The 15,105-nt window shown below is 70.7% G+C and carries 15 protein-coding genes; 12 read left to right on the forward strand and 3 right to left on the reverse strand.

All coding sequences use genetic code 11. The annotated features are described in order from the left end of the window. Positions 1-37: 37 nt before the first annotated feature. Positions 38-700, reverse strand: a complete 663-nt coding sequence (locus IEY95_RS27625; protein WP_189188870.1) for an N-acetylmuramoyl-L-alanine amidase — start codon at positions 698-700, stop codon at positions 38-40. Between the two features lie 60 nt (positions 701-760). Here IEY95_RS27625 and mnmA point away from each other — a divergent pair, with 60 nt between their 5' ends. Then, positions 761-1,882, forward strand: coding sequence for a tRNA 2-thiouridine(34) synthase MnmA (gene mnmA / locus IEY95_RS27630; RefSeq protein ID WP_189188871.1), 1,122 nt, complete (start codon positions 761-763; stop codon positions 1,880-1,882). Positions 1,883-2,041: 159 nt separating this feature from the next. Here mnmA and IEY95_RS27635 read toward each other — a convergent pair whose 3' ends face one another. Continuing rightward, complete coding sequence (locus tag IEY95_RS27635; RefSeq protein WP_189188872.1) at positions 2,042-2,827, reverse strand: alpha/beta fold hydrolase; 786 nt, start codon at positions 2,825-2,827, stop codon at positions 2,042-2,044. 51 nt (positions 2,828-2,878) lie between these two features. Beyond that, positions 2,879-3,202: a DUF427 domain-containing protein gene (locus IEY95_RS27640; protein ID WP_189188873.1), complete on the reverse strand. Its 324-nt coding sequence runs from the start codon at positions 3,200-3,202 to the stop codon at positions 2,879-2,881. Positions 3,203-3,252: 50 nt separating this feature from the next. Between IEY95_RS27640 and IEY95_RS27645 the strand changes: the two genes are divergently transcribed. From IEY95_RS27645 to IEY95_RS27695, 11 genes are all read left to right on the forward strand, one after another. Then, positions 3,253-3,792 (forward strand): LOG family protein, encoded by a 540-nt coding sequence (locus IEY95_RS27645; protein ID WP_189188874.1) that lies wholly within the window; start codon positions 3,253-3,255, stop codon positions 3,790-3,792. A 7-nt stretch (positions 3,793-3,799) separates the two neighbouring features. Then, entirely contained in the window at positions 3,800-4,498 is a 699-nt protein-coding gene (locus IEY95_RS27650; RefSeq protein WP_189188875.1) for an SDR family oxidoreductase, read from the forward strand. Between the two features lie 83 nt (positions 4,499-4,581). Beyond that, positions 4,582-4,908, forward strand: coding sequence for a hypothetical protein (locus IEY95_RS27655; protein ID WP_229703426.1), 327 nt, complete (start codon positions 4,582-4,584; stop codon positions 4,906-4,908). Positions 4,909-4,928: 20 nt separating this feature from the next. Continuing rightward, entirely contained in the window at positions 4,929-5,936 is a 1,008-nt protein-coding gene (locus IEY95_RS27660; RefSeq protein WP_189188876.1) for a methionine synthase, read from the forward strand. Between the two features lie 15 nt (positions 5,937-5,951). Continuing rightward, on the forward strand, positions 5,952-8,144 hold the full coding sequence (gene ligA / locus IEY95_RS27665; RefSeq protein ID WP_189188877.1) for an NAD-dependent DNA ligase LigA: 2,193 nt from the start codon (positions 5,952-5,954) through the stop codon (positions 8,142-8,144). 261 nt (positions 8,145-8,405) lie between these two features. Then, positions 8,406-10,646 carry a putative bifunctional diguanylate cyclase/phosphodiesterase gene (locus IEY95_RS27670; protein WP_189188878.1) on the forward strand — a complete coding sequence of 747 codons (2,241 nt, stop codon included), beginning with the start codon at positions 8,406-8,408 and terminating at the stop codon, positions 10,644-10,646. Positions 10,647-11,145: 499 nt separating this feature from the next. Continuing rightward, the gene (gene gatC / locus IEY95_RS27675) at positions 11,146-11,442 is read left to right on the forward strand and encodes an Asp-tRNA(Asn)/Glu-tRNA(Gln) amidotransferase subunit GatC (protein ID WP_015036350.1); all 297 of its coding nucleotides are present in this window, start codon (positions 11,146-11,148) and stop codon (positions 11,440-11,442) included. A 4-nt stretch (positions 11,443-11,446) separates the two neighbouring features. Then, on the forward strand, positions 11,447-12,940 hold the full coding sequence (gene gatA, locus IEY95_RS27680; protein WP_189188879.1) for an Asp-tRNA(Asn)/Glu-tRNA(Gln) amidotransferase subunit GatA: 1,494 nt from the start codon (positions 11,447-11,449) through the stop codon (positions 12,938-12,940). Continuing rightward, complete coding sequence (locus IEY95_RS27685) at positions 12,937-13,179, forward strand: hypothetical protein (RefSeq protein ID WP_189188880.1); 243 nt, start codon at positions 12,937-12,939, stop codon at positions 13,177-13,179. The genes gatA and IEY95_RS27685 overlap by 4 nt, the downstream gene beginning before the upstream one ends. A 16-nt stretch (positions 13,180-13,195) precedes the next feature. Beyond that, a complete protein-coding gene (gene gatB / locus IEY95_RS27690) occupies positions 13,196-14,710 on the forward strand; it encodes an Asp-tRNA(Asn)/Glu-tRNA(Gln) amidotransferase subunit GatB (protein WP_189188881.1) in 1,515 nt (504 codons plus the stop codon). Positions 14,711-14,810: 100 nt separating this feature from the next. Beyond that, positions 14,811-15,104 carry a hypothetical protein gene (locus IEY95_RS27695; protein WP_189188882.1) on the forward strand — a complete coding sequence of 98 codons (294 nt, stop codon included), beginning with the start codon at positions 14,811-14,813 and terminating at the stop codon, positions 15,102-15,104. Position 15,105 lies beyond the last annotated feature (1 nt).

Here is a 15,105-nt window from a genome sequence, read left to right on the forward strand (position 1 = left end):
CCGACCCTTCGCGCGCGGGGGCCTTCCGGCGCGAGGGTCAGGCCTTCGCCGTACGGGCCTCACGTACGAGCCGTATGTACCTGTCCCAGTCCCAGTACGGTCCGGGGTCGGTGTGGTCCGTGCCCGGCACCTCCACGTGCCCGATGATGTGCTTCCGGTCGACGGGGATGCCGTAGCGCCCGCATATCCCGGCGGTGAGCCGCGCGGAGGCGGCATACATCGCGTCCGTGAAGGACGAGGCGCGCTCGACGAAGCCCTCGTGCTCGATGCCGACGCTCCGCTCGTTGTACTCCCTGTTCCCCGCGTGGAACGCGACGTCCAGCTCGCGGATCATCTGCGTGATGTGTCCGTCCTTGCGGACGATGTAGTGGGCGGCCGCGCCGTGCCCCGGGTCCTGGAATACCTTCACCGCGCTCTTGAAGCCGCCCTGGGTGACATGGATGACCACCCGGTCTATCGAGTAGTCGTCGGGCCGGTCCGCGCGCCGCCAGTTCGCCGCCGACGCCGCCACCCACTGGGCGCCCCGGAAGTCGACCGCACCCGCCACCCGCGGCTTCTCCACGCCGGGCAGCCGCCACCACAGGTGGCCCAGCTCCTCCCGCGCCAGCGCGGCCGTGCCCACGGCCGCCGCCGCACCGCCGATGAGCAGCGCCCGGCGTCCGATGCGCCGGTCGCTGTCCCCGCCCTTTTTCTCCCCCATGCGATCTTCAACGGATACGCGCGGGCTTCGGTTCCCACGGCCCCGTACTCTGGAGGGGTTATGACTGACACCTCGCAGCGCCCCCTCCGCGTCCTCGCCGCCATGTCGGGTGGAGTGGACTCCGCCGTAGCCGCCGCCCGCGCGGCGGAAGCAGGCCATGACGTGACGGGCGTGCACCTCGCGCTCTCCGCCAACCCGCAATCGTTCCGGACCGGCGCGCGAGGCTGTTGCACCATCGAGGACTCGCGCGACGCCCGCCGCGCGGCGGACGTCATCGGCATCCCCTTCTACGTGTGGGACCTCGCCGAGCGCTTCCGCGAGGACGTGGTCGAGGACTTCATCGCCGAGTACGAGGCGGGACGCACCCCGAACCCGTGCCTGCGCTGCAACGAGAAGATCAAGTTCGCCGCCCTGCTCGACAAGGCGCTGGCGCTCGGCTTCGACGCCGTCTGCACCGGCCACTACGCGAAGGTGACCGTCCGCGACGACGGCACCCGCGAGCTGCACCGGGCCTCCGACATGGCCAAGGACCAGTCGTACGTCCTCGGGGTGCTCGACGACCGCCAGCTCGCCCACGCGCTGTTCCCGCTCGGCGACACGGTGACCACGAAGGACGAGATCCGCGCCGAGGCGGAGCGCCGCGGCCTCGCCGTCGCCAAGAAGCCGGACTCGCACGACATCTGCTTCATCGCCGACGGCGACACCCAGGGCTTCCTGGCGGGCCGGCTCGGCAGGTCCGAGGGCGACATCGTCGACGAGTCCGGCGCGAAGCTGGGCACCCACGAGGGCGCGTACGGCTTCACGATCGGCCAGCGCAAGGGGCTGCGCATCGGCACCCCGGCCGCCGACGGCAAGCCGCGCTATGTCCTGGACATCTCGCCGGTGAACAACACCGTGACGGTGGGCCCGGTGGACGCCCTGGACGTCACCGCCCTGACGGCGATCAAGCCGCGCTGGTGCGGCGCGGCCCCGACGGGCCCGGGCACGTACACGGCCCAACTCCGTGCCCACGGCGGCGAGACGAGGGTCACCGCCGAGCTCGTCGACGGGCAGCTGGAGGTCAGCTTCGCGGAGGCGGTCCGCGGCGTCGCCCCCGGCCAGGCGATCGTCCTGTACGAGGGCACGCGCGTGGTCGGCTCGGCGACGATCGCGACGACCACGCGCGCGAAGGCGGCCGTTTAGCCGGCTTCTCGGGCCTGTTCCACCGGCTTCTCGGGCCTGTTCCACCGGCTTCTCCGGCTGCTCCACCTGCCTCTTCGGCTGCTGGTTCCACTGGCCTCTTCGGCTGCCGGTTCCAGCGGCCTCTTCGACCTGTTCCAGCGGCTTCTTCGGCCCAGCCCGTCAGCCGGCTTCGCCGAAGAACTCCGTCAGGAGCGGCGCGAGGGCCTCGGGGTCCACCATGTGAGTCTGGCCGTCCAGCGTGCGGTACGACCCCTCCGGCGCCGTGTCCGCGACGGCACGGGCCGCCTCGCGCAGCCACTCGGGGCTCGCGCCGCCGGCGACGGAGAGCACGGGCACGGTGACCGAGGACAGCCGGTCCCGGGGCACCAGGCCGTCTCCCATCGCCGCGTTGTCGTACGCCAGTGTGGGCGCGATCGCCTCCATGTCCGGCCAGGCCGGGGACCGGCGGGCGCCCGCGATCATCTCCGGGGGAGTGCCGGCGAGCGCCATGAAGAGCTCGACGGCGTCCCCGCGGCGGTCCTGGCCGAGGAGCTCGGTCAACCGCTCCGTGTACTCCCGGAGCTCCTTGCCGCCGCCCTCGTGGACGGCGAACGGCGTTTCGTAGACGGCGACTTTGCTCACGGGCAGTCCGCTAGCCGCCGCCTCCAGGACCAGCGCGCCGCCCGACGAGATGCCGTAGAGCGCCGCACTGCCCCCGGACGCCTCGATCAGGGCCGCGATGTCCTCGACCTCACGGGCCACCGCGAAGGGCGCGGTGTCGCCGCTGGCGCCGCGCCCCCGGCGGTCGTATGTGACGGCGCCGAAGCGGTCGGACAGGGCCGTCGCCAGGGGAGCCAGTGTGGCGCCCGTGCACATGGCGCCGGCAACCAGGACGACCGCCGGGCCGTCGCCGTAACGTTCGTACGCGATGGGGGTCCCGTCGCGCGAGAGGGTCTTCTTGTCCATGACGGTGAAGACTGCCGCGCGCGCCGGAACTCATCGGTCGGGAATCGCCGGTCAGGCCACTTCCACTTCGTAGAAGCAGAGGTGGTCCTTGATCTGCGCGACATCCGGCTTGGGCTCGGGGTAGTACCAGACCAGGTCCGGTGCGTCGGGCAGGGACCAGTAGGAGGCCGTTCCCTTGAACGGGCAGTGCGTGTGGGTGTCCGAGGGTGTCAGCAGGTCGAGTCGGACGTCCTCGGGCGGCAGGTAGTACCGCACGGGAAGGCCCGTCTCACGCAGCAGCAGAGGGCGGCGGCTCTCGGCGAGAACCTGCCCGCCGTGCACCACGCGGACGTGCTCCGAACCCTGCTCGATCGTGATCGTGTGTCCATCAGCCATACCTGTACAGCACCGGCGGGACCCGAGTTCTTCCCCCGTACGGTAGGTGCATGAATATCTGCGTCTTCCTCTCCGCCGCCGACCTCGACGACCGCTACACCCGCCCCGCGCGGGAGTTCGCCGAACTCCTCGGCAAGGGGGGCCACACGCTGGTGTGGGGCGGTTCGGACGTCGGTCTCATGAAGGTGGTCGCCGACGGTGTGCAAGAGGCGGGCGGGCGGCTGCTGGGCGTCTCGGTGGACTTCCTGGCGGCCAAGGCACGCACGGGCGCCGACGAGATGGTCGTCGCGCGTGACCTCGCCGAGCGCAAGGCGCTGCTCCTGGACAGGGCCGACGCCGTCGTGATCATGGTGGGCGGTACCGGGACGCTGGACGAGGCGACCGAGATCCTGGAGCTGAAGAAGCACGGGAAGACGGAGAAGCCGGTCGTTCTGCTCAACACGGCGGGCTTCTACGACGGCCTGAAGGAGCAGTTCCGACGCATGGAGGACGAGGGTTTCCTGCCCAGGCCCCTCACCGACCTGGTCTTCTTCGCCGAGGAGCCGGTCGGCGCGCTTGCCTACCTGGAGGAGAGTCACGGCACCCGGTGATGCGAGCATGGCGGGCATGGCTACACATGTGATCACCGGGGCGGGTTCCGGCATCGGCGCGGCCGTCGCCCGCCGCCTCCACGCGCGCGGGGACGAACTCGTGCTGCACGCGCGCGACGCCGGCCGCGCGAAGGAACTGGCGGCCGAGTACCCGGGGGCGAAGACCCTGGTGGGCGACCTGGCGGACCCGGACAGGCTCTCCTGGGCGTTCTCGCACCAGACGCTCCCCGACCGCATCGACTCACTGCTGCACATCGCGGGCGTGGTCGACCTGGGCCCGGTCGGCGAGCTGACCCCGAAGTCCTGGCGCCACCAGCTCAACGTCAATCTGATCGCCCCCGCCGAGCTGACCCGCCACCTCCTGCCCCAACTCCGGGTCGCCCAGGGCCACGTGGTCTTCGTGAACTCCGGCGCCGGCCTCAACGCCCATGCCGACTGGTCCGCGTACGCCGCTTCCAAGCACGGCCTCAAGGCCCTGGCGGACTCGCTCCGCCACGAGGAGCACGCGAACGGCGTCCGCGTCACCTCCGTCTATCCCGGCCGCACGGCAAGCCCCATGCAGGCCAAGGTCCACCAGCAGGAGGGCAAGGAGTACGACGCCTCCCAGTGGATCGACCCGGAGTCCGTCGCCACGACGATCCTGATGGCCATCGACCTGCCGCGGGACGCGGAGATCAACGACCTGACGGTGCGACCGGGGCGGTGACGCCGTGGTGGATGGACGAAGGGACGGGCGGTGACGAGATCCGCGCGTGGCTGTAGGAGGTCTGGGGACGCACCGAGGCCGCGGTGATCCTGAAGCACGGGGACGACGGCGGCCCGCTCGCCGAGCGCCGGGTCCTGGGCGAGGTCTTCGACCGGGACGGCCTCGCGGAACTACGGGCCCTCACCACGACCGGCGAGTTCCTGAACGACATCTGCCGCTGCCACGGCAGCCTGACCGTGGCCCTGCTCGACGCCGACGGGGAGTTCATCGCGAGCGGGAGTTACCACGGCCGCACCGACATCTCCTGGGAGCGCGGCCGCTTCGGCAACAACCTCGAGGTCGCCGACCCCGAGCGACTGCGCGCCTTCCTGGAACGTCGTGTGGGGCGGTCGTCGGGACCGCCCCCCTGAGGGTTACGTAGGCTTCCAGGGTGAGCGAAAACAGCGAGTTCAGGTTCGGTCCGGCTACCGGGATCGGGTCCATGCCGGGCGGGGATGCCCGGGAGGCCGCCAAGACGGTCACGGGGTCATTCGAGGACTTCCCGTATCTGCCCGAACTGCCCGCCCGCGGGCCCGGCGCGGACATGATCGGGCGGACCGCCGGGATGCTGGTCGAGCTGTACGCGCGCGTGGAGCCCAGCGGTTGGCGGATCGGGGACCGGCCCGGGCGGGACACCAAGCGGGCCAGGTCGTGGCTGGGGGAGGACCTCGACGCGCTGGAGGAGTTCACGCAGGGGTACGAGGGCCCGCTGAAGGTGCAGGCCGTCGGCCCCTGGACGCTCGCCGCCGCGCTGGAGTTGAAGAACGGCGAGGTGGCCCTCTCCGACGCCGGTGCGTGCCGGGACCTCGCCGGGTCGCTCGCCGAGGGGCTGCGGCTCCACCTCGACGAGGTACGGCGGCGCGTCCCCGGCGCCCGGATCGTCCTCCAGCTCGACGAGCCGTCGCTCATCGCCGTGCTGCGCGGGCAGATCAAGACCGCCAGCGGCTACCGGACCCACCGGTCCGTGGACCGCCAGGTCGTCGAGGCCGGGCTGCGGGACGTCATCGGGGTTCACGGAGGCGGCCCGGTCGTGGTCCACTCATGCGCACCGGACGTGCCGTTCGCCCTCCTGCGCCGGGCGGGCGCGGCGGCGGTCTCCTTCGACTTCTCCCTCCTCACCGAGCGTGACGACGACGCGATCGGTGAGGCCGTGGAAGGCGGTACGCGGCTCTTCGCCGGTGTCGTCCCCAGCGTGGACGGCCCGTTGTCAGACCCTGCCGGTAGCGTCATGGGTGTCAGGACGCTGTGGCGCAGGCTGGGGCTGCAACCGGGACTTCTCGCGGAGGCGGTCACGGTCACTCCGTCGTGCGGGCTCGCGGGGGCTTCCCCCGACTTCGCGCGCAAGGCACTCGCCCACTGCGTCCGGGCGGCGAGATCCCTCGCGGACAACCCAGAGTAACGGGAGGACAACACGGTGGCCGGCGACAAGCAAGCGGAGACGACGGTGCCCGCCGAGGCACGGGAGAAGCACGCGCAGCTCGCTGAGCAGATCGAGGAGCACCGCTTCCGGTACTACGTGAAGGACGCCCCGGTCGTCAGCGACGCGGAGTTCGACAAGCTTCTGCGTTCCCTGGAGGCGCTGGAGGAGGAGTACCCGGAGCTGCGCACGCCGGACTCGCCGACCCAGAAGGTCGCGGGGGCGTACGCGACGGAGTTCACGGCCGTCCAGCACCGCTCGCGCATGCTCTCCCTCGACAACGCCTTCAGCGATCTGGAGCTGGCCGCCTGGGCCGAGCGCGTCGCCAGGGACGTGGGCACCTCCACGTACCACTTCCTGTGCGAGCTGAAGGTCGACGGCCTCGCGGTCAACCTCACCTACGAGCACGGTCGCCTCACCCGCGCGGCGACCCGCGGCGACGGCCGTACGGGCGAGGACATCACCCCCAATGTCCGTACGATCGCGGAGATTCCGGACCGTCTGAAGGGCGACCGCGTCCCGGACCTCGTGGAGATCCGCGGCGAGGTCTACTTCCCGATGGAGAAGTTCGAGGAACTCAACGCCCGCTTGGTGGAGGCAGGCGACAAGCCCTTCGCCAACCCGCGCAACGCGGCGGCGGGTTCATTGCGTCAGAAGGACCCGCGCGTCACCGCGACCCGCCCGCTGCACATGGTCGTCCACGGCATCGGTGCCCTGGAGGGTTTCGAGGGCCTCACGCGTCTCTCCGAGGCGTATGAGTTGCTGCACTCCTGGGGCCTGCCGACCACGCGGTACGCCAAGGTCGTCGACGACCTCGAGGGCGTACGGGAGTTCATCGCGTACTACGGGGAGAACCGCCACTCCGTCGAGCACGAGATCGACGGCGTGGTCGTCAAGCTCGACGAGATCCCGCTCCAGGGACGACTCGGCTCCACCTCGCGCGCGCCGCGCTGGGCGATCGCCTGGAAGTACGCGCCCGAGGAGGTCAACACCAAGCTGATCAACATCCGCGTCGGCGTGGGGCGTACGGGCCGGGTCACGCCGTACGCGCAGGTCGAACCGGTCACGGTCGCGGGCTCCGAGGTCGAGTTCGCCACCCTGCACAACCAGGACGTGGTGAAGGCCAAGGGCGTCCTCATCGGCGACACGGTCGTGCTGCGCAAGGCCGGTGACGTCATCCCGGAGATCCTCGGCCCGGTCGTCGACCTGCGCGACGGCAGCGAGCGGGAGTTCGTGATGCCGGCCGAGTGCCCCGAGTGCGGTACGGCGCTGCGGCCCATGAAGGAGGCCGACGTCGACCTGCGCTGCCCGAACGCGCGCACGTGCCCGGCCCAGTTGCGCGAGCGGCTCTTCTACCTCGCGGGCCGCAAGGCACTGGACATCGAGCAATTCGGGTACGTCGCCGCCGCGGCCCTCACCAAGCCGCTGGAGCCGGCCGAGCCGCCGCTGATGGACGAGGGTGACCTCTTCGACCTCACCATCGAGCAGCTGCTGCCCATCAAGGCATACGTCCTCGACCAGGACAGCGGCCTGCCCAAGCGCGACCCGAAGACCGGCGAGGAGAAGATCGCCACGGTCTTCGCCAACCAGCAGGGCGAGCCCAAGAAGAACGCCATCGCGATGCTGGACAACATCGCGGCTGCCAAGGACCGCCCGCTCGCCCGCGTCCTCACGGGTCTGTCGATCCGTCATGTCGGGCCGGTCGCCGCCGAGGCGCTGGCGCGCGAGTTCCGCTCCATCGACCGGATCGAGCAGGCCACCGAGGAGGAGCTCGCCACCACCGAAGGCGTGGGACCGATCATCGCCGCCTCGCTCAAGGAGTGGTTCGCCGAGGACTGGCACCGCGAGATCCTCCGCAAGTGGCGGGCCGCCGGGGTCCGGATGGAGGAGGAGGGATCCGGCGAGGACGAGGGGCCGCGCCCGCTCGAGGGGCTCACCGTCGTCGTCACCGGCACGCTCGAACACCACACGCGGGACGGCGCGAAAGAGGCTCTGCAGAGCCGGGGGGCGAAAGTGACTGGTTCTGTCTCAAAGAAGACGTCATTCGTTGTGGTGGGCGACAATCCTGGCTCGAAGTACGACAAGGCAATGCAGTTGAAGGTTCCTGTTCTGAACGAGGACGGCTTCGCCGTCCTGCTCGAACAAGGGCCGGACGCAGCGGCGGAAGTCGCACTTCCGATCGAGGAGTAGCGGTTGAAGACCACCCGTTCGGCGCATATCAGATGCATACGGGTGGCCGGGTTGCATTCGGGCAACCGTCGACGACCGCTGCCCGTGGAAGCCTTCTGCGGCCTACTGTTGAGATGTGCGCCTGCCGTGCCCAGTTGCGGTTGGCGCATCCCCTGCTCTTCGAGAGCCCTGGGGAAGGGTTTTCAGACGCGACGCCGTTGGCAGTTGTCGCCGTCAACGGACCGCGTGGCGTGGGCACCGCCGGCTGTGAGAGGGACGGGAATGGAACCGACCGAAAGCGCCGCCGCCGACTCACGGCCGCGCCTGCGCCGGATGACCGGCGCATGGATGGCCGGCCTTCGGACAGGGCGGCCTTCGGAGCGTGCCGGCACGGACGGGCGAGGCTTCGCATCCCTCACGACATCCACCGTTCCCGGCGTCGGCAGGCTCACCGCCGAGCGCGGCACCGGCCTGCCCGGCCACGATCACGAACGGCACGTGTCGTGGCCCGCGCTGCCGGCGGCGGTCGTCGCGGCGGCCGGGTTCGTCCTGGGCGCCGGCTTCTACCGGGCGTTCAGCGACGACCACGCGCTCTTCCCGTCCGGCACCGTCGGCTGGTCTCTGGCCGTGCTGACCGGCATCATCGTCGGCCATCTGGTCGCCCTCGGCCGGGCCCGCTGGTGGGGCGGCACCGGCTCCGGCGCGGCGCTCACCCTCGCGGTCCTGCTGCTGTACGGCTGGGTGCCCGCGGGAATGGTCAGCCTGACCGTCGTCGTCCTGGTCGGCATCGCGCGCCGCAACCGCTGGCGCCAAGGCGTGCTGCACGGCGCGGTCGACATCCTCGGCATCGGCGCCGGAGCGCTGGTCCTGGCCGCGTTCGGGCGGTTCCCGTCCGTCGAGACGCCCTGGAACCCGGAGACCTGGACGTTCTCCGCCGCTCCCGAGGTGGCGCTGGTCGCGGCCGCGTATCTCGCGATGACCCGAGCCCTGCTCTGGTACCTGCACGCGCCGCGCACCGGCGGTCTGCCCACCGTCGCCCGTACGGCGCTGGTCAGACAGGGGCTCCTCGCGGTCGCGCTGCTCGGGATCGCACCGCTGGTCTGCGTGGTCGCCATCGCGCAGCCGATCCTGCTGCCGCTGTTCTCGATACCCCTGATCGCCCTCGACTCCACGCTGTGGATCGCCCGCGCGCGGGCTGAGGAGCAGCTGCGCGATCCGCTGACCGGGCTGCCCAACCGGCAGTGGCTGCTCGAACGCACCTGGACGGCCCTGGACGATGCCGAGCGCATCGGTGCGCGTTCTGCCCTGATGCTGATAGACCTCGACCGTTTCCGTTCCGTGAATGACACGCTGGGGCATCTCGCCGGCGACCGGCTGCTCCTCCAAATAGCCGACCGGCTGCGGCTGGCGCTGCCGCGCGGGGCGGAGGCCGCGCGGCTCGGCGGCGACGAGTTCGCCGTGTTACTGCCGGTCGCCGACTCCACCACGTCGGCCACGCGGGTCGCCCGCAACCTCGTTGCCGCGCTCGGCTCGCCCCTCGACCTCGACGGGCTCACCCTCGTCCTGGAGGCCAGCGCCGGGCTCGCCGTCTTCCCCGACCACGCGCTCGACGCGGAGGGGTTGCTGCGGCGGGCGGATGTGGCGATGTATCAAGCGAAGCGGGACCGTACGGGGGTGGAGGTGTACGAGTCCAAGCGGGACTCGAACACCCCGGACAGGCTCGGTCTGCTCGGCGATCTGCGCCGGGCCCTCGACGCCGGTGACGTCGAACTGCACTACCAGCCGAAGGTCCGCTTCGACGGACAGGTGGCCGGCCTCGAGGCGCTGGTCCGCTGGGTGCATCCCGAGCGCGGGAAGGTGCCGCCGGACGAGTTCATCGCCATCGCCGAGTCGTCCGGGCTGATGCCCCACCTCACCGAGTACGTGCTGGAGACGGCGCTCGGACAGGTCGCGCGCTGGCGGGCGCAGGGCCTGTACGTGCCGGTCGCGGTGAACGTGTCGCCGCGCGATGTGCACACCCCCGGGTTCGCCGGCGCGGTCGCCGCGCGGCTCGCCCGGCACGGGGTCCCTGCGGGGGCGTTGCAGCTGGAGATAACGGAACACGTACTCCTGGAGGACCCGCAGCGGGCGGCGGACACCCTGGCCGGGCTGACCGGGCACGGGGTGAAGATGTCGCTGGACGACTTCGGTACGGGGTACTCCTCCCTCGTTCATCTGCGCCGGCTGCCGGTCAGCGAGCTGAAGATCGACCGCTCGTTCGTCGCACGGCTCGCCGTGGACACGCAGGACGCGGAGATCGTGCGCTGCACGGTCGACCTCGCTCACTCGCTCGGGCTGCTCGTCGTCGCCGAGGGCGTCGAGGACGACGAGACATGGGAGCGGTTGCGGGACCTGGGCTGTGACGCGGTGCAGGGGTGGCTGGTCGCCGCCGCGATGCCCGCCGAGGAGGCCACGGCGTGGCTGCGCGCCCGGGGGACCCGGGGGTGGCAGCGGCCGCGGGCTGCGCTGCCGGCCGCGGAGTAGGTCCTACGGTTCGTTGTCGGGTGCGGGTGCGGGTGCGGGTGCGGGTGCGGGTGCGTGGGGATTCGCCCGGTTCTCCCGCCCGCGCACCGCCTGAAGCTGTCACCCGACAAGTGGACCTCGCCCGACAAGTGGACCCCTCCCGCGGGGCGGGGCTGTCGGGCACCCACGGACGCGCCACGGCCGACCCGCAGCTTTTCGGACGGCGGGGCCGTCGGGCGTCTGCGGGCAAGCCGCAGGCGGCCGTGGGCGCTGGACCGTGGTGCCCCAGGGCAGTGCGCACGGGCGGGCGCCGACGGTGAGGAACCCCCACGGGAGAGACGGTGAGGAACCCCCACGGGAGAGACGGTGAGGAACCCCCACGGAGAGGTCCACTTGTCGGGTAACCGTCACGGGTGGTGCGCGGGTGGGCGGGTCCCGAAAGAAACCCGTGCGCGGGCATCCGTACCGGCGCCATAGGATTGGGCCCAAACCACACACACTCACCCCAGAGGATCGCTGCATGCCTGGCATCACGCGCGAGGAGGTCGCCCACCTCGCACGGCTGGCGCGTCTGGAGCTGAAGGGCGAAGAGCTCGACCACTTCGCAGGCCAGCTCGACGACATCATCGGCGCGGTCGCCCGCGTCAGCGAGGTCGCCGACCAAGACGTACCGCCGACCTCCCATCCGCTGCCGCTGACGAACGTCATGCGCGCGGACGAGGTCCGTCCGTCGCTCACCCCCGAGCAGGCGCTCTCCGGCGCCCCGGCCCAGGAGCAGCAGCGTTTCAAGGTGCCGCAGATCCTGGGGGAGGACTAATCACATGACGGACATCATCAAGCTGACGGCAGCGGAGATCGCTGCCAAGATCGCGGCAGGCGAGCTCACCGCCGTCGAGGTCACCGAGGCCCACCTCGCCCGTATCGAGGCCGTCGACGAGAAGGTGCACGCCTTCCTGCACGTCGACCGGGAGGGGGCGCTCGCCCAGGCCCGCGCCGTCGACGCGAAGCGTGCGGCGGGCGAGAAGCTCGGACCGCTCGCCGGTGTGCCGCTCGCGCTCAAGGACATCTTCACCACCGAGGGCATCCCGACCACCGTCGGGTCGAAGATCCTCGAGGGCTGGATTCCGCCGTACGACGCGACTCTCACCAAGAAGCTGAAGGCCGCCGACGTCGTCATCCTCGGCAAGACCAACATGGACGAGTTCGCCATGGGGTCCTCCACCGAGAACAGCGCGTACGGGCCGACCGGCAACCCGTGGGACCTCACCCGGATCCCCGGCGGCTCCGGCGGTGGCTCCTCCGCCGCCCTCGCCTCCTTCCAGTCGCCCCTCGCGATCGGCACCGACACCGGCGGCTCCATCCGCCAGCCGGCGGCCGTCACCGGCACGGTCGGCGTCAAGCCGACGTACGGGGCCGTCTCCCGTTACGGCATGGTGGCGTTCTCCAGCTCCCTCGACCAGGGTGGGCCGTGCGCCCGTACGGTCCTGGACGCGGCTCTCCTGCACGAGGTGATCGCCGGGCACGACCCGCTCGACTCCACCTCCATCGACGCCCCGGTCCCGCCGGTCGTCGAGGCCGCGCGCAACGGCTCCGTCGCCGGCATGCGCGTCGGCGTCGTCAAGCAGTTCCGCGGCGAGGGCTACCAGGCCGGTGTGGTGCAGCGCTTCGACGAGGCCGTCGCCGTACTCAAGGAGCTGGGCGCCGAGATCGTCGAGCTGGACTGCCCGTCCTTCGACCTCGCGCTGTCGGCGTACTACCTGATCGCCCCGTCCGAGTGTTCGAGCAACCTCGCCCGCTTCGACGGTCTGCGCTACGGCCTGCGCGTCGGCGACGACGGCACGCACTCCGCCGAGGAGGTCACCGCCCACACGCGCGAGGCCGGCTTCGGTCCCGAGGTCAAGCGCCGCATCATGCTCGGCACGTACGCGCTCAGCTCCGGCTACTACGACGCGTACTACGGCTCCGCGCAGAAGGTCCGCACGCTCATCACGCGCGACTTCGAGAAGTCGTTCGAGCAGGTGGATGTGATCGTTTCCCCGACCACGCCCACCACCGCCTTCCCGATCGGCGAGCGCGCCGACGACCCGATGGCGATGTATCTCGCGGACCTGTGCACCATCCCGACCAACCTGGCGGGCAACTCCGCCATGTCGCTGCCCTGCGGTCTCGCGCCGGAGGACGACCTCCCGGTCGGGCTGCAGATCATCGCCCCCGCGATGAAGGACGACAGGCTTTACAAGGTCGGCGCCGCCGTCGAGGCCGCCTTCGTGGAAAAGTGGGGCCACCCGCTGCTCGAGGAGGCTCCGTCGTTGTGAGTAAGGCACTGTCCAAGGCCAAGGGCTTCAAGAAGTCCAAGTCCGGTACGTACCTGTCCATCGCGACCACCGCGTTCGGTGCCGTCAGTGTCGCCAAGCAGGCCAAGAAGGCCCGCTCCGAGCACGACACGCTGCGCCTGATCGACGCGGCCGTGTCCGCCGCCGCCATCGTCACCGGCCTCGCCATCCTCTACCGGGAGCTCAAGCGCCTGGGCGACGACGACGTCCTGCTGGGCTGAGAGGGAAGTTTTCACCGTGACCACCACGACCGACCTGGTGTCGTACGAGGACGCGTTGGCGTCCTACGACCCCGTCATGGGCCTCGAAGTCCACGTCGAACTCGGCACCAGGACCAAGATGTTCTGCGGGTGTTCGACCGAGCTGGGCGCCGAGCCCAACTCGCAGACCTGCCCGACCTGCCTCGGCATGCCCGGCTCGCTGCCGGTCGTCAACGCGACCGGCGTCGAGTCCGCCATCAAGATCGGTCTCGCGCTGCACTGCGAGATCGCCGAGTGGTGCCGCTTCGCCCGGAAGAACTACTTCTATCCGGACATGCCGAAGAACTTCCAGACCTCCCAGTACGACGAGCCGATCGCCTTCAACGGCTACCTCGACGTCCAGTTGGAGGACGGCGAGGTCTTCCGCGTGGAGATCGAGCGCGCCCACATGGAGGAGGACACCGGCAAGTCGACGCACGTCGGCGGTGCCACCGGCCGCATCCACGGCGCCTTGCACTCGCTGCTCGACTACAACCGCGCGGGCATCCCGCTCATCGAGATCGTCACCAAGCCGATCGAGGGTGCGGGCGAGCGCGCCCCCGAGGTCGCCAGGGCGTACGTCGCCGAGCTGCGCGAGCTCATCAAGGCGCTCGGAGTGTCGGAAGCCCGCATGGAGATGGGGCAGATGCGCTGCGACGTGAACCTCTCGCTGATGCCCAAGGGCGCGGAGAAGTTCGGCACGCGCTCCGAGACGAAGAACGTCAACTCCCTGCGCTCCGTGGAACGTGCGGCCCGCTTCGAGATCCAGCGCCACGCCGCGGTGCTGAGCTCCGGCGGCACGATCATCCAGGAGACCCGCCACTTCCACGAGGACACCGGGTCCACGACCTCGGGCCGGGTGAAGGAGGAGGCCGAGGACTACCGGTACTTCCCCGAGCCGGATCTGGTGCCGGTGGCGCCCTCTCGCGAGTGGGTCGAGGAACTGCGTGCCGGCCTGCCCGAGCAGCCGCTCGCGCGTCGTAACCGCCTCCGTGAGGAGTGGGGTGTCTCGGCGCACGACATGCAGTCGATCCTCAACGCCGGTGCCATCGACACGATCGTCGCCACGATCGAGGCCGGTGCCGACGCCGCCTCCGCCCGCAAGTGGTGGATGGGCGAACTGGCCCGCAGCGCCAACGAGTCGGGCAAGTCCCTGGAGGACCTGTCCATCACTCCGGCACAGGTCGCCCGGGTGACGGAGCTCGTCTCCTCCGGAGACCTGAACGACAAGCTCGCCCGCCAGGTCATCGAGGGTGTGCTCGCCGGCGAGGGCACTCCGGACGAGGTCGTCGAGAAGCGCGGTCTGAAGGTCGTCTCGGACGAGGGCGCGCTGACCGCCGCCGTCGACGAGGCCATTGCCGGCAACCCCGGGGTCGCGGAGAAGATCCGCGGCGGCAAGGTGGCCGCGGCCGGCGCCCTGGTCGGCGCGGTCATGAAGGCCACCCGTGGCCAGGCCGACGCGGCGCGCGTCAAGGAGCTCATCCTGGAGAAGCTGGGCGTCAGCGAGGGCTGAGGTCAGGGTTTTCCTACTCCCTAGGGGGATGCATCGGTTCCGATGCATCCCCCTAGCCGCGTCAACACCCGCACAGGTGTGCGCGCTAGGCTGCCGCGCCATGAGTGGAAGCACTGACTCCGAGACGCACGACTTCGAGGACCCGGCGCAGGAGGCGCGGCGGGCCCGTTGGACGGCGGCCGGAACCGGAGCCCTGCTGACCCTCGCCGGCCTCACGGCGTCGGCACTGCGCTCCACCGGTTCCGCGACCGCGCTCATACCCGTGTCCTACGCCTCGGGCGCCGCCGTCTGCGCCGTCGCCTCCGTGCTGGGGGCCCGGGGGCGTACCAGGCGGGCCCTGTGGCTCATGGTCGCCGGAGTAATGATCATGGCGGTGGGTGACCAGTTCGACTGAG

The organism is Streptomyces albiflavescens (genome assembly GCF_014645835.1).
Taxonomy (GTDB): Bacteria; Actinomycetota; Actinomycetes; order Streptomycetales; family Streptomycetaceae; genus Streptomyces; species Streptomyces albiflavescens.

What these genes read in the sequence shown, in the direction of transcription:
- IEY95_RS27670 (WP_189188878.1), top strand. Translation starts at nt 8,406, where the DNA reads ATGGAACCGACCGAAAGCGCCGCCGCCGACTCACGGCCGCGCCTGCGC.
- IEY95_RS27640 (WP_189188873.1), bottom strand. Translation starts at nt 3,202, where the DNA reads ATGGCTGATGGACACACGATCACGATCGAGCAGGGTTCGGAGCACGTC.
- mnmA (WP_189188871.1), top strand. Translation starts at nt 761, where the DNA reads ATGACTGACACCTCGCAGCGCCCCCTCCGCGTCCTCGCCGCCATGTCG.
- IEY95_RS27645 (WP_189188874.1), top strand. Translation starts at nt 3,253, where the DNA reads ATGAATATCTGCGTCTTCCTCTCCGCCGCCGACCTCGACGACCGCTAC.
- IEY95_RS27695 (WP_189188882.1), top strand. Translation starts at nt 14,811, where the DNA reads ATGAGTGGAAGCACTGACTCCGAGACGCACGACTTCGAGGACCCGGCG.
- gatC (WP_015036350.1), top strand. Translation starts at nt 11,146, where the DNA reads ATGCCTGGCATCACGCGCGAGGAGGTCGCCCACCTCGCACGGCTGGCG.
- IEY95_RS27635 (WP_189188872.1), bottom strand. Translation starts at nt 2,827, where the DNA reads ATGGACAAGAAGACCCTCTCGCGCGACGGGACCCCCATCGCGTACGAA.
- IEY95_RS27625 (WP_189188870.1), bottom strand. Translation starts at nt 700, where the DNA reads ATGGGGGAGAAAAAGGGCGGGGACAGCGACCGGCGCATCGGACGCCGG.
- gatA (WP_189188879.1), top strand. Translation starts at nt 11,447, where the DNA reads ATGACGGACATCATCAAGCTGACGGCAGCGGAGATCGCTGCCAAGATC.
- IEY95_RS27650 (WP_189188875.1), top strand. Translation starts at nt 3,800, where the DNA reads ATGGCGGGCATGGCTACACATGTGATCACCGGGGCGGGTTCCGGCATC.